Source organism: Paracoccus marinus, from assembly GCF_007018965.1.
Lineage (GTDB): Bacteria > Pseudomonadota > Alphaproteobacteria > Rhodobacterales > Rhodobacteraceae > Paracoccus > Paracoccus marinus.
This window is the reverse complement of record NZ_VJYZ01000033.1, coordinates 222,160-235,286: the sequence shown is the minus strand read 5'-3', so window position 1 is coordinate 235,286 and position 13,127 is coordinate 222,160. Positions and strand designations below refer to the sequence as shown.

The 13,127-nt window shown below is 70.7% G+C and carries 15 protein-coding genes; 7 read left to right on the top strand and 8 right to left on the bottom strand.

All coding sequences use genetic code 11. The features are described 5' to 3' along the window. Positions 1-44 precede the first annotated feature (44 nt). The 4 genes from FNF32_RS13365 to FNF32_RS13350 are packed head-to-tail and all read right to left on the bottom strand — an operon-like array spanning position 45 to position 3,757. Positions 45-698, bottom strand: a complete 654-nt coding sequence (locus tag FNF32_RS13365; protein ID WP_131673964.1) for a hypothetical protein — start codon at positions 696-698, stop codon at positions 45-47. 54 nt (positions 699-752) lie between these two features. After that, the gene (locus tag FNF32_RS15685) at positions 753-986 is read right to left on the bottom strand and encodes an aa3-type cytochrome c oxidase subunit IV (protein ID WP_342778060.1); all 234 of its coding nucleotides are present in this window, start codon (positions 984-986) and stop codon (positions 753-755) included. 57 nt (positions 987-1,043) lie between these two features. Then, positions 1,044-2,069, bottom strand: coding sequence for an MBL fold metallo-hydrolase (locus FNF32_RS13355; RefSeq protein ID WP_246087835.1), 1,026 nt, complete (start codon positions 2,067-2,069; stop codon positions 1,044-1,046). Further along, positions 2,066-3,757 carry an acyl-CoA dehydrogenase gene (locus tag FNF32_RS13350; protein ID WP_131673963.1) on the bottom strand — a complete coding sequence of 564 codons (1,692 nt, stop codon included), beginning with the start codon at positions 3,755-3,757 and terminating at the stop codon, positions 2,066-2,068. Before FNF32_RS13350 ends, FNF32_RS13355 begins: the two co-directional genes overlap by 4 nt. 138 nt (positions 3,758-3,895) lie before the next feature. On the opposite strand from FNF32_RS13350, the gene FNF32_RS13345 reads away from it, so the two are divergent. Both FNF32_RS13345 and FNF32_RS13340 read left to right on the top strand, forming a co-directional pair. Beyond that, entirely contained in the window at positions 3,896-4,855 is a 960-nt protein-coding gene (locus FNF32_RS13345; RefSeq protein ID WP_131673962.1) for an L-threonylcarbamoyladenylate synthase, read from the top strand. 88 nt (positions 4,856-4,943) lie between these two features. Then, entirely contained in the window at positions 4,944-5,771 is an 828-nt protein-coding gene (locus FNF32_RS13340) for a uracil-DNA glycosylase (protein WP_131673961.1), read from the top strand. Here FNF32_RS13340 and FNF32_RS13335 read toward each other — a convergent pair. Then, positions 5,750-6,670, bottom strand: coding sequence for a protein-disulfide reductase DsbD domain-containing protein (locus tag FNF32_RS13335; RefSeq protein WP_131673960.1), 921 nt, complete (start codon positions 6,668-6,670; stop codon positions 5,750-5,752). The genes FNF32_RS13340 and FNF32_RS13335 overlap by 22 nt on opposite strands. Before the next feature lie 133 nt (positions 6,671-6,803). Here FNF32_RS13335 and FNF32_RS13330 point away from each other — a divergent pair, with 133 nt between their 5' ends. The 5 genes from FNF32_RS13330 to plsY all read left to right on the top strand — a co-directional run bounded on the left by FNF32_RS13330 (position 6,804) and on the right by plsY (position 10,911). Continuing rightward, positions 6,804-7,385, top strand: coding sequence for a YqgE/AlgH family protein (locus FNF32_RS13330; protein ID WP_131673959.1), 582 nt, complete (start codon positions 6,804-6,806; stop codon positions 7,383-7,385). Between the two features lie 89 nt (positions 7,386-7,474). Further along, positions 7,475-8,437, top strand: a complete 963-nt coding sequence (locus FNF32_RS13325) for an aspartate carbamoyltransferase catalytic subunit (protein WP_131673958.1) — start codon at positions 7,475-7,477, stop codon at positions 8,435-8,437. A 70-nt stretch (positions 8,438-8,507) separates the two neighbouring features. After that, on the top strand, positions 8,508-9,029 hold the full coding sequence (locus FNF32_RS13320; protein WP_143796688.1) for a hypothetical protein: 522 nt from the start codon (positions 8,508-8,510) through the stop codon (positions 9,027-9,029). Further along, complete coding sequence (pyrC, locus tag FNF32_RS13315) at positions 9,026-10,315, top strand: dihydroorotase (protein WP_131673956.1); 1,290 nt, start codon at positions 9,026-9,028, stop codon at positions 10,313-10,315. Before FNF32_RS13320 ends, pyrC begins: the two co-directional genes overlap by 4 nt. After that, positions 10,312-10,911, top strand: a complete 600-nt coding sequence (gene plsY, locus FNF32_RS13310) for a glycerol-3-phosphate 1-O-acyltransferase PlsY (protein WP_131673955.1) — start codon at positions 10,312-10,314, stop codon at positions 10,909-10,911. The genes pyrC and plsY overlap by 4 nt, the downstream gene beginning before the upstream one ends. A 6-nt stretch (positions 10,912-10,917) precedes the next feature. Here plsY and FNF32_RS13305 read toward each other — a convergent pair whose 3' ends face one another. The 3 genes from FNF32_RS13305 to FNF32_RS13295 form a co-directional block, all read right to left on the bottom strand. Continuing rightward, positions 10,918-11,175, bottom strand: a complete 258-nt coding sequence (locus tag FNF32_RS13305; protein WP_131673954.1) for a hypothetical protein — start codon at positions 11,173-11,175, stop codon at positions 10,918-10,920. A gap of 65 nt (positions 11,176-11,240) precedes the next feature. Next, a complete protein-coding gene (locus FNF32_RS13300; RefSeq protein WP_131673953.1) occupies positions 11,241-12,116 on the bottom strand; it encodes a 3-hydroxybutyryl-CoA dehydrogenase in 876 nt (291 codons plus the stop codon). 87 nt (positions 12,117-12,203) lie between these two features. Then, positions 12,204-13,043: an N-acyl homoserine lactonase family protein gene (locus FNF32_RS13295; protein WP_131673952.1), complete on the bottom strand. Its 840-nt coding sequence runs from the start codon at positions 13,041-13,043 to the stop codon at positions 12,204-12,206. Positions 13,044-13,127: the final 84 nt, after the last annotated feature.

Sequence of the window (13,127 nt, the reverse complement as noted above, 5' to 3'; positions counted from 1 at the left end):
GCCGGCGCATCGTCCCGCGATCCAGGGTCCACCCGCGATCCGGGTCAGCCCGCGATCCGGTCGCGGCGCAGCTGTCCGTTCTGGTAGCCTTCGATCGTGCCGTTCTTCTGGCGCAGCAGCACGTCGTGGTTGTTGGCGGGGTCGCCGTCCTGCCAGCGGTGCGAGGTCACGCCCGGCAGCGTCAGGAACCAGGCCCGCAGCTTCAGCGGGCTGAACGTCCCCGGCGCGCCCTGAAAGCCCGGGACCTGGCGTAGCACCGATCCGGTCGCCTGCGCGCAGAAGGACTTGTTGGCGGCCCCGTTCCCCTCGGCCGCGCGGATCGCCATGTCGGCCACCTCGCGCGTGACGGCCACGCTGTCCTCGGCGACCCAGTAGGTCTCGCGCGCGTGGTAGTCGATGTAGAAGCGCTTGTAGTTGTCGGTGATCCCGTAAAGCACGTCGTGGCGTTCGGGGATCTGCGGGTGCTGCCAGCTGCCCGCCGGGTCGAAGATCACGCGCTGGCTGCCGTTGATCATCAGAGCGGAGTGCGCCCCCTCGCCCCGGGGAATACCGATCACGGTGAAGAGCGTGATCGAGGGCGGCTCGGGCGAGACGAAGCGCGACGACCGCAGGACGGCGTCGTCGGCCCACTTGTTGTCCGCGCCGCAGGCCGCAAGGGCCGCAGGAAGCGCGAGGGCCAGGAAGGATCGCCGTTGCATGGACCGGTCCCTTGTTGTGCGCGCGTGCAGTCGCCCGCGGCCAGCCGTTCGCCGTCAGGCGTTGGCGAGTGCCAGGAAGATCAGGATGACGGCGATCGCGACGACGTTCCAGGTCGCGAACCGCACGAAGCCGGCGAAGCCGCGCTGCTGCGCGGTGATGTCCATGTCGCCGTGGACATGCGGGGCGTGGCGGGTGTCATGCGCCTTGTCATGCGACACGTCGTGCGCGGTGTCGTGCATGCGGCCCTGCGCGGTCGGATGGGCGGGGTTCTGGTGCAGCGTGGCCATCGTGGTCTTCCTCGGCTCGAAGCTTTGGTGCCGTGCTAGCGCAAGGGGCCGGGCGTGTCACGCCCCCCACAGCGTTCCGCCATCGTTTGTCACGCCGACCGGCGCGATCAGGCCACGATGTGCCAGGCAGTTGATGTGGGCCACCGCCTCGACCACGGCCAGACCGAACTCGCCGTCGCCGATCCGGCGCTTGAACAGCAGGTCGAAGCAGTCGACGGCGGTGCGCGGGGCGCGGCCCAGTTCCTCGGCCAGCCGGGTCAGCGCCGATTCGTGGTTTTCGGTCATCGCCGCCAGACGCGTGGGCAGGCCCCGGAACGGCAGCTTGTGGCCCGGCAGGACGAGATGGCGCGGCTCGGCCAGCGCCGCCAGCCGCGCGCAGCTGTCCAGCCAGTCCTGAACCGGGTTGGCGTCGGGTTCGGACGGATACACCCCGAGGTTGGGCGAAATCCCCGGCAGCAGCTGGTCGCCGCCGATCACGAGGTCATCGTCCTGCGACCACAGCGTCACCATCTCGGGCGCGTGCCCCTCGCCCAGCGCGACGCGCCAGTAGCGGTCGCCGAACCGGACCACCTGCCCTTCGGTCAGGCGGCGATAGCCCTGCGGCAGCGGGTGAACCACGTCGGACATGTTCCACGGCCGCTCGCACGCCTTGACCGCCAGCTGCCCGGCCGGCATCCCCGCGCGGCGCAGGAAATCGATCTGTTCAGGCGGCGGGCGGTCGTGCGGGTCGAGCCACAGCATCCGTCCGGTCAGAAAGCTCGCGCGGCTGGTCCACATCTCCGCCCCCCGCGCCACGAACCAGCCGGCAAGGCCGATATGGTCGGGATGGTGGTGGGTCACGATCAGCCGCGTGACCGGCGAGCCGGCCATCGGCCCGGCCAGCAACGCCTCCCACGCGGCGCGGGTGGCGGCGCCGTCGAAGCCGGTGTCGATCACCGTCCAGCCGTCCGCGTCGCGCAAGGCATAGGCGTTGACGTGGTTCAGCCGCAGCGGCAGCGGCAGCCGCAGCCACAGGACGCCGGGCGCGACCTCGGCCGCGCCGCCGTCGGGCGGCGCGTCGTCCCAGGGGTGGTGGATGGTCAAGCCGCGCCCGCGAAGGCCGCGTCGGGAACGGCGTTCAGGTCGGCCACGCCCGCCCGCGCCTCGGCCAGGTCGCCCGCGTTCCGGGGCAGGACGCGGGTGATGTAGATCTTGGCCAGCGCGCGGCGCGCCTCGTCCCCGGTCTGCGCGGCTGTCAGGTGGTAGCTCGCGCCCAGCACCCGCGCGAAGGCGGCGAGATACGGCACCGCGCCCGCAAAGCGGTCCTGCGCGCCGGCCTCGACGATCGCCGTCGTCGCCTCGCGCAGCGCCTCGGCCGCGTCCCACACGGGGCGGGCGAGGTCCGGGGCCGCGCCTTGTGCGGCCTGCACGCCGTCCATCACCTCATCGATCAGCCGCATCGCGGCCTCGCCGCCGTCCATCATCTTGCGCCCGACAAGGTCCATCGCCTGGATCCCGTTGGTGCCTTCGTAGATCGGCGTGATCCGCACGTCGCGCAGGAACTGGGCGGCGCCGGTTTCCTCGACAAAGCCCATGCCGCCGTGGACCTGGATCCCGGTGTCGGCCACGCGCACGCCCACGTCGGTGCCGTGCGCCTTGGCGATGGGGGTCAGCAGCGCGGCGCGCGCGGCCCATTCCGCATCCCCCGTCGCGCGCGCCATGTCGAGCGCGGCGGCGCAGGACAGGCAGATTGCGCGGGCCGCGAACACCTCGGCCCGGGCGGTGGCGAGCATCCGGCGCACGTCGGCATGGCGGACGATCGCGCCCATCTGGTGACGTTCGGTCGCATAGGCCGCGGCGTGCTGCAGCGCGGCCTCGGCCACCGCGACGCCCTGCGTGCCCACGGCGAGGCGGGCGTTGTTCATCATCGTGAACATCGCGGCCATGCCGCCGTGTTCCTTGCCGATCAGCCAGCCGGTCGCGCCCTCGTAGCTCATCACGCAGGTCGGGCTGCCGTGGATGCCCAGCTTGTGTTCCAGGCTGACGACGCGCAGGTCGTTGGCGACGCCGGGCTTGCCGTTCTCGTCGGGCAGGTATTTCGGGACCATGAACAGGCTGATCCCCTTGGTCCCCGACGCAGCCTCGGGCAGCCGGGCCAGGACCGCGTGGCAGACGTTCTCGGACAGGTCGCTGTCGCCCCAGGTGATGAAGATCTTCTGGCCGGTGATCCGGTAGGTGCCATCCTCGCCGCGTTCCGCCCGCGTGGTCAGCGCCCCCACGTCCGAGCCCGCGCCCGGCTCGGTCAGGTTCATCGTGCCCGACCATTCGCCCGAGGTAAGCTTCGGCAGGTACAGCGCCTTCATCTCGTCCGAGGCGTGGTGTTCCAGCGCCTCGATCTGGCCCTGCGTCAGCAGCGGGTTCAGCTGCAGCGACAGGCAGCCGCCGCCGATCATCTCGGTCACGGCGATGTTGAGGACCTGCGGCAGGCCCGCGCCGCCGTATTCGGGATCGGCGGACAGCCCGATCCAGCCGCCGTCGGCGATCGCGCGGAAGCCCACGTCGAACCCGGGCGAGGATCGCACCGCGCCGTTTTCCAGTTTTGCGCCCTGAAGGTCCGAGCCGCGGTTCAGGGGGGCCAGCACCTCGGTCGTCATGCGCCCGGCCTCGGTCAGGATCGCGTCCACCATGTCGTCCGTCGCCTCGGCGAAGCGGTCGGTGGCGGCGATCTGGTCGAAGGGCAGGATGTGGCGCAGGATGAAGCGGATGTCGTCGACCGGAGCCTTGTAGGCCATGTTTTCCCCCTTCGCGCCTTGGCATCGGGCCGTGGCGCGCATATCAGTTCGGTTCGCAGCAAGACTAGATGCGCGGGGCGGGGACGCAAGCACCAACCCGACGTCAGTCGCGTCCCGGAACCTTGCAGGCGGCCCGCCATGACGACCCCGACCCTGCCCGCCGACGCCCCCGGCATCGACCGCGCCGCGCGTCTGCTGGCGGCGGGCGAGGTCGTGGCGATCCCGACCGAGACAGTCTACGGCCTTGCCGGGGCGGCGCGCGATCCGCAGGCCGTCGCGCGGATCTATGCGGCCAAGGGCCGGCCCGCTTTCAACCCGCTGATCGTCCACGTGGACGGGATCGGTGAAGCCGAGCGGATCGGCGTTCTGGACGGCGATGCGCGGCGGCTCGCGCAAGCGTTCTGGCCCGGCGCGCTGACGCTGGTGGTGCCGCTGCGCGCGGATGCCGGGATCGCGTCGCTGGTGACGGCGGGGCTTGCGACCGTGGGTCTGCGGGTGCCCGCGCACCCGGTCGCGCAAGCCGTGCTGCGGGCGCTTGGGCAGCCGCTGGCGGCGCCGTCGGCCAACCCCTCGGGGCGGATCAGCCCGACGACGGCGGCGCATGTGCTGGACGCGAGCGGCGGCCTCAACGGGCGGATCGCGGCGGTGGTGGACGGCGGCGCCTGCCCGGTGGGGCTGGAATCGACCATCGTCGGCTGGCGCGGCGGCCGGGCGACGCTGCTGCGCCCGGGCGGCGTTCCGGCCGAGGCGATCGAGGCGCTGATCGGCCCGCTCGCCCCCGGCCACGACCTGGACGCCCCCGACGCGCCGGGGCAGCTGAGCAGCCACTACGCGCCGGACGCGCCCCTGCGGCTGGACGCGGCCGGCCCGCGCGAAGGCGAGACGTTCGTCGGCTTCGGCCCTGCCAGCGATGAGACCGGCGCAGGCGCGCTGACCCTGTCGCCCACCGCCGATCCGGTCGAGGCCGCCGCGCGCCTCTTCGACGTGCTGCGGCAGGCCGACCGGCTGGGCCGTCCGATCGCGGTCGCACCGATCCCCGATGCGGGCCTTGGCGCCGCCATCAACGACCGCCTGCGCCGCGCGGCGGCGCCGCGCTGATGTATCGCCGACCCCTCTCTGCCATGCCGACCTCTCGCCTGCCCGCCCGCCGCTTGCCCGCCAGCCGCCGCGCTTCTAGCCTGCCCGCATGACCGCAGACCCCACCTGGAAAGGATTCGCGCTGGACGCGGACACCGCGCTGGCGCTGCTGGACTGGCAGCGCGAGATGGGGGTGGACGAGCCGATCGGGGATACCCCGCTCGACCGCTACGCCGAGGCCGCACAATCCCGCCCCGCGCCCGCGCCGGCCGCCGCGGCCACGCCCGTCCCCCAGCCCCAGGACGCGGCGAGCGACGCCGACCTGCCCGCCCTCGCAGCCACCCTTGCCGTGCGGGCCGCGTCCCTGCCAGACCTCGCGGCGACGATGGAGCGGTTCGACGGCCTCGACATCCGCAAGGGCGCGCGCAGCTTCGTCTTCGCCGACGGCAATCCCGCCGCGCGGGTGATGATCGTGGGCGACGTCCCCGACGAGGACGAGGATCGCGCGGGCCGCCCCTTCGCGGGGCGCGCGGGCGCGATGCTGGACCGGATGCTGGCCGCGATCGGTCTTTCCCGCGACACTGTCGATGCGGAGCGCGCGGTCTATCTGACCACCGCGCTGCCGTGGCGGACGCCGGGCGGGCGGCTGCCGTCCGAGGCAGAGGTGCTGGCGATGCGCCCGTTCCTTGAACGCCATGTCGAGCTCGCCGCGCCCGATATCCTGATCCTGATGGGCAACTGCGCCTGTCATTCCGCGCTTGGGCGCAGCGGCGTCATGCGGATGCGCGGCGCGTGGACGACCGCGTTCGGCCGCCCGGCGATGCCGATGGCGCACCCGTCCTACCTGCTGGCCAACGCCGCCGCCAAGCGCGACGCCTGGGCCGACCTGCTGGAGATCGCCGCGCGGCTGAACCCTCAGGACGCGGCGCAGCCCTGATATTCGACCGCGCCGGGCCCCGCCCCGGCCCCCGCCCCAACCCCCGCCTCGCCCCCCGTCCCGTCGGCTGCGGCGGCGGCGTCACGACCGATCACCGTCATCCGCAGCTTCGACAGGTCCAGCGTAAACGGCTTGGCCTCGGGCGGGACGAAGTCGGCGGTCGCGGTCAGCCCGTCCGCAGCCTGCACCAGTTCGGGCTGCGAGACCCAGACGCCGTCCTGCATCACCTCCATCGCGACCGACGGCGAGCCCGCGTGGCCGGGCAGCGTCGCCGCCACCCGCACCCCGTCGGGAATGTCGGTCACCGTGCAGGCGGGTGTCGCCCGCCCGGGCAGCGGACCTGCGACCGGCACGCGCGCCAGCGCCTGCGCGATGCGCGGGTCCGGCGCCGCGCCCGCCGCCCCGACTGCCCCGCCGCCCGCCTCATCGGCGACCAGGTGCAGCCGCGCGGGCACGCACACGTTCTTGCACAGCCCGATCGCCAGCTTCAGGTCCAGCGCCACAGGCCCCTCGCCCGCCGCATCGACCCTGACCGGCAGCACCAGCGCGTCGTGATAGCCGAGCGTCCGGTCCGACCCGGACAGGATCACCTCGGGCGCGGGCCACAGGGGTTCCGCCGCGCGCACGTTGGTCGATCCGGTCCAGTCGAACCCGGGCGGCATCCCGCTGTCGCCGGGGCTGCGCCAATAGGTCTTCCACCCCTCTTCCATCTCGACCACCAGCGCGGTCATCCGGCGGCCGTCGGGCAGGGTCGCGACCGGCAGCAGTTCGGCCGAGCGAAGCCCGGGCGGGCGGCCGTTTTCCTGCGCAAACGCTTGGGCGGCAGCGGGGGCAGGAAGCAGCGGCAGGGCCAGCGTGGCGGCCAGCGCCGCGAGGATCGTCGGGGAATGCGTTTTCATGCCGCAGGTCTAAAGCAGCCGCGCGCGTACCGTGAAGTCACATCTGCTTCAAACATTCCTCAACCCGCAGGGGCCGCCCCCGCCCTTGCACCGGGGCGCGCGGATGACGATCTTCAATCCGAAAGGTGGTTTCATGAAGAACACAGACTCCCTCACCGGCAAGGTCCTGATCGCCATGCCGGGCATGAGCGACCCGCGCTTTTCGCGCTCGGTCGTGCTGATCTGCGCGCATGGCGACGAGGGCGCGATGGGGCTGGTCGTGAACCGCCCGATCGACGGGCTCGACTTTTCCGACCTTCTCAAGCAGCTGGAAATCGACGCCACGCCGCTGGCGCGCGAGGTGCCGGTGCATTTCGGCGGCCCGGTCGAGCCGGGGCGCGGGTTCGTGCTGCACCGCGCGGCCGACGCCGACGACATCGACGAGGGCGACGGGCGGATGCGGATCGGCGAAAGCGACCTCGCCATGACCACGACCCGCGACATCCTCGAGGATCTCGCCCGCGGGCGGGGTCCGCAGGCGGCCGTCCTGTCGCTGGGGTACGCGGGCTGGGAAGCCGGGCAGCTTGAACGGGAGATGCTGGCGAACGGCTGGCTTACCGCCGAGGCGAGCGACGACATCCTGTTCGGCACCGACAACGACCACAAATGGCAGATCGCGCTGAAATCGCTGGGCGTGGACCCCGTGATGCTGTCGTCGGCCGCCGGCCACGCCTGACCGGCCCGCGGGGCGGCGCGCGCCACCCGGCCCGCTTGCCCCGGCCGTCCGGGCTTGCCATAAGGACCTCGCATCCAGCGGAGGCCCCGATGACGTTTCGTGCCCGTCACCTTCTGGGGGTCGAGCAGTTGGCCCCCGACGAGATCACCACCCTGCTGGACCTCGCCGAAAGCTATGTCGCGCTGAACCGGCGGACGGTGAAGCACGGCGACGCGCTGGACGGCCTGACCCAGATCAACCTGTTCTTCGAGAACTCGACCCGCACGCAGTCGAGTTTCGAGCTTGCCGGCAAGCGGCTGGGCGCGGACGTGATGAACATGGCCGTCGCGCAGTCGTCGGTGAAGAAGGGCGAGACGCTGATCGACACCGCGCTGACGCTGAACGCGATGCAGCCGGACCTGCTGGTGGTGCGGCACCCGAACTCGGGCGCGGTCAACCTGCTGGCAGAAAAGGTGAACTGCGCCGTCATCAACGCGGGCGACGGGCGGCACGAACACCCCACGCAGGCACTGCTGGACGCGCTGACGATCCGGCGCGCCAAGGGCCGCCTTCACCGCCTGACGGTCGCGATCTGCGGCGACATCGCGCATTCCCGCGTGGCGCGGTCGAACCTGATCCTGCTGGGCAAGATGGAGGCGCGGGTGCGCCTTGTCGGGCCCGCCACGCTGATGCCTTCGGGCGCGGCCGAGTGGGGTTGCGAGATTTACGAGGACATGGCCGAGGGTCTGCGCGACGCCGACGTGGTGATGATGCTGCGGCTTCAGAAGGAACGGATGGACGGCGGCTTCATCCCGTCCGAGCGCGAATACTACCACCGCTGGGGGCTGGACGCCGAAAAGCTGGCGCTGGCGAAACCCGACGCGATCGTGATGCACCCCGGCCCGATGAACCGGGGGGTGGAGATCGACGGCACCATCGCCGACGACATCAACCGCTCGGTCATTCAGGACCAGGTGGAAATGGGGGTCGCCGTGCGGATGGCGGCGATGGACCTGCTGGCGCGGAACTTGCGCGCAGAGCGAGGCAAGGCCGCGGCGGGCACCTATGTCTGAGGCGGGACAGTCGTACCGACAGCCGGTCAGCGCCGATGAGTGGCAGCGATGGCTTGAGAGCGATGAGGCATTGCTGTGGTTCTATCCGCGCCAAGGTAAAACGCAGGTATGGAGTGCCCGATTGCTGTGGTCAGTCTGCAGTGTTGTCGTGGCCTCCGTTGCGCTGTTCGACTGGTTAGTCCCGAACGGCCCGTCGGACCGCTACGGAGCATGGTTTCACGGCTACTTGGCGGTCGGCGCATTCGCGTTCGTCATGCTGGTCCTCGATCTTTTGGGCGTCAGGACGAAACCTGTGGCGGACTGGCTGAACCAGATTGCCGAGAAGGCGGCACCGCGCGGTTCGGACAGCATGAGGCGGGGATCTAGTGCGATGAGCCAACGTCGCGTTTTCCGCCTTCTCGATGGCAACTTTGTTGCGCTTCCACTTCCGGACACGGCAATTGTCTCGGGCTTCCGCCTTCTGTCCGACACGCTGTCGAACGAGGGTCGGGTCCTGCTCAGGGACATCGGGTTCCGCGAAGAACGCCGCCTTGATGCCGCCCTGCAACTTGCCCACGCCATCCGCGCGGGCCGCGCCGAGACGCCCGCATGATCCTGCATTTCCAGAACGCCCGCCTCGTCGATCCCGAGGCGCTGACCGACGAGCCCGGCAGCCTCACCGTGCAGGACGGCGTCATCGCCGCGCTTGACGGGGACGCGCCGGAAGGGGCGACGGTCATCGACTGCGGCGGCAAGTATCTCGCGCCCGGGATCGTGGACTGGGGCGTCAAGATCGGCGAGCCGGGGGAGCGGCACAGGGAATCGATGAAAAGCGCCGCGCTTGCCGCAGCCGCCGGGGGCGTCACCACCATCGTCGCCCGGCCCGACACGCTGCCGCCCATCGACACGCCGGAATCGCTGGAGTTCGTGACCCGCCGCGCGGCCGACGCGCCCGTCCGCATCCGCCATCAGGCCGCGCTGACCCGTGGCCGCGAGGGGCGCGAGATGGTCGAGATGGGCTTCCTGCGCGACGCGGGTGCGGTCGCCTTTACCGACGGGGTGCGGGTGGTGGAAAACACCCGCCTTCTTTCCCGCTGCATGACCTATGCGCGGGGCTTGGGCGCGCTGATCGTCGGCCACCCGCAGGAACCCGGCCTGTCGCGCGGGGCGGCGGCGACCAAGGGCAAGTTCGCCTCGCTCTACGGCATCCCCGACGTGTCGCCCTTGGCCGAGCGGATGGGCCTGGAGCGTGACCTCGCGCTGGTCGAGGCGACGGGCGTGCGCTGGCACGCCGACCAGATCACCACGGCGCAGGCGCTGCCGGTGCTGGACCGGGCGCGGGCGGCGGGGCTGGACGTGACGGCGGGCACATCCATCCACCACCTGACGCTGAACGAGTTCGACGTGGGCGACTATCGCACCTTCTTCCGCCTGACCCCGCCGCTCAGGTCCGAGGACGACCGCCTTGCGCTGGTCGAGGCGGTGGCGGACGGCACCATCGACGTGATCGGCAGCTTCCACACCCCGCAGGACGAAGAGGCCAAGCGCCTGCCGTTCGAGATGGCGGCACCCGGCGCGGTGGGCTTGGAAACCCTGCTGCCCGCGGCGATGCGGCTTTACCACCAGGGCGGCGTGCCAATGGCGCGGCTGTGGCGGGCGATGTCGCTGAACCCGGCCGAGCGGCTGGGGCTGCCGGCCGGGCGGCTGTCGGTGGGCGCGCCCGCGGACCTCGTGCTGTTCGACCCCAACGCACCATTCGTGCTGGACCGCTTTGCGCTGCGGTCGAAATCCAAGAACACGCCCTTCGACGGCGCCCGGATGGAGGGCCGCATCATCGGCACCTGGGTCGGCGGCCGCCGCGTGTTCGGTGAAGCCGTGAACGACGAGGCATTCGCATGACGATCATCCTGTGGGCCGTGATTGGCTATCTTCTCGGCTCGGTCCCGTTCGGGATCGTCATCACCCGGGCGCTGGGGCTGGGCGACCTTCGGCAGATCGGGTCGGGCAACATCGGCGCGACCAACGTGCTGCGGACCGGCCACAAGGGCGCGGCGCTGGCGACGCTGATCCTGGACAGCGGCAAGGGGGCCATCGCGGTCCTGCTGGCGCGGTGGCTGGCAGGCGAGGACGCGGCGCAAGTCGCGGGCGGGGCCGCGTTCCTGGGCCACCTGTTCCCGGTCTGGCTGGGGTTCAAAGGCGGCAAGGGCGTCGCCACCTTCCTTGGCACCGTGCTGGCGCTGTTCTGGCCCGTCGGGCTGATCGCCTGCGGGCTGTGGTTGGCTGCGGCCGGGGTCTTCCGCATCTCGTCCCTGTCGGCGCTGGTCGCCGCCGTCGGCGCGCCGATCGCCGCCTATGCCTGGGGCCTGCCCGCGGTCGCGGCCGTGCTGGCGTTCATGGCGGTCCTGATCTTTGTCCGCCACCGCGCCAACATCGAGCGTCTGATCGCCGGGACCGAACCCCGGATCGGCCGCCGCACCGAGGGCGGCGACCGCTAGACCGGTTCACCGCTGGCGGCGCAGCAACTCCTCGACCGCCGCGGCGGTGCGGCGGGTGTTGTCGTGGATGCCGATGACAAGATAGATCCCGCCCACCAGCAGCGACAGATAGACGAAGCCGCCGATCAGCACCCCAATCGCCCGTGCGATGCCGCCCTGCGGCAGTTGCGAAACGGAAACCGCACCGGCGATGATCGCCACCACGCCGATCACGACAATGATCGAGGCGATCGCCTCGAAGCTCTTGATGAAGAAATTACGCAAAACCCCTACCTTCCGTGTTGAACACGCCCATCAACCCACGGCATTGTGACGGCGGCGTGACGCCCTTAGCGGGTCGGCACCGGCGTGTCGCCGCCATAGTCGTAGAAACCGCGCCCGGACTTGCGCCCCAGCCACCCCGCCGCGACGTATTTGGCCAGCAGCGGGCAGGGGCGGTACTTGGTGTCGCCCAAGCCTTCGTGCAGCACGTTCATGATCGACAGGCAGGTATCCAGCCCGATGAAGTCGGCAAGCTCCAGCGGGCCCATCGGGTGGTTCGCGCCCAGCTTCATCGACTCGTCGATCGAACGGATGTCGCCCACCCCCTCGTGCAGCGCATAGACCGCCTCGTTTATCATCGGCACCAGGATGCGGTTGACGATGAAGGCGGGGAAGTCCTCGGCGGTGGCGACGGTCTTGCCGAGCCTCGCCACCACCTCGACCAGCGCGTCGTAGGTCGCGTCGTCCGTGGCGATGCCGCGGATCAGTTCGACCAGCTGCATCACCGGCACCGGGTTCATGAAGTGGACGCCGATGAACCTTTCCGGCCGGTCGGTGCGGCCCGCCAGCCGCGTGATCGAGATCGACGAGGTGTTCGAGGCAAGGATCGTTGCGGGCTTCAGATGCGGCAGCAGCGCCTCGAAGATCTTGATCTTGACCGCCTCGTTCTCCGTCGCGGCCTCGATCACGAGGTCGCATCGACCCACTTGCGCGGGGTCCGTGGCGCTGGAAATCCGGGTCAGCGCTGCGGCCTTGTCCTGGGCCGAAATCTTGTCGCGGCTGACCTGGCGTTCAAGGTTGCGGTCGATCAGCGACAACGCCTTTTCGACCGCCTGCGGGTTCACGTCCTGGATCACGACGTCATAGCCCGCCAGCGCGAACACATGCGCGATGCCGTTGCCCATCTGACCCGCGCCGATCACGCCAACTGATTGAATAGCCATCGCCGTCACCCCGATTATCCCGATCGCCGGGACCATAGGGCGGCGGGCGGTGGCGGTTCAATCCGGAATGCGGCGCCGGGCCGGACTTCAGCGCGCCGAGCCGGGAAAGGCCGGCAGCCGGCCGACATGCGTGGCCTCGTGCTGGATGACCAGCCGAGCGCCCGTGCCCCGGATCAGCGATTCCAGCCTGTGCATCGAGGCGAGCGAGTCGGCGCGGTCAACGTTGAACGGCGGCACGCCTTCGTTGGCCAGCTGTTCGGAAAAGTGCACCACGTCGCCGGACAGAAGCACCGGCCCGGTTTGCGCCAGACGCACCAGCAGCGCGGTCTCGCCGTGGGTGTGGCCGGGCATCGCCAGCATCGTCACGCTGCCGTCGCCGAACACGTCGCGGTCGCCGCTGACGGGATCGACGGTGCCGCCGTCCAGCCACGGCTGCGCCAGCGCCGCGTCGATGCCGAAGTCGTGCTTGTCCGACCGCAGCTGGTCCCAGTCGCCTGCGCCGATCGTCAGCGTGGCGGCGGGAAACTCGGCCGCCTGGCCCATGTGGTCGAAATGGGCATGGCTGATGCCGACGCGCCCGATCTCATCCGGCGTGACGTCGATTTCGGCCAGCTGATCGACGAGGGGCCGGCCCGGCGTCGGGACGGGCCCCGAGCCGTCGGGCTTGACCGCCAGCGGCAGCCCGGTGTCCCACAGCATGTAATCCCGTCCGTGCCGGATGAGATAGCAGCTGTTCGTCAGCGTCTTGGACTGCCCGTGATAGGCGAAGCTGTCCGAGAACCCGTCGATGTCGGGCACCTCGATCGTGCCGCAGTCGAGCCGCCACAGCTCGACGTCGGGGCCGGGGGCGGGCGTATCCGCGGCGGTCTGCGCGGTTGCGAAATGAGGGGCGAGCGCGAGGGCTGCGGCGAGGAATGCGGGCTTCATGGTCAATCCTGTAGGTTCGTGGTGCCGCCAGTCTGCCTTGCCGTTGCGAACGTCATGTGCCGGCAATGCCGCTTGATGTGCCCG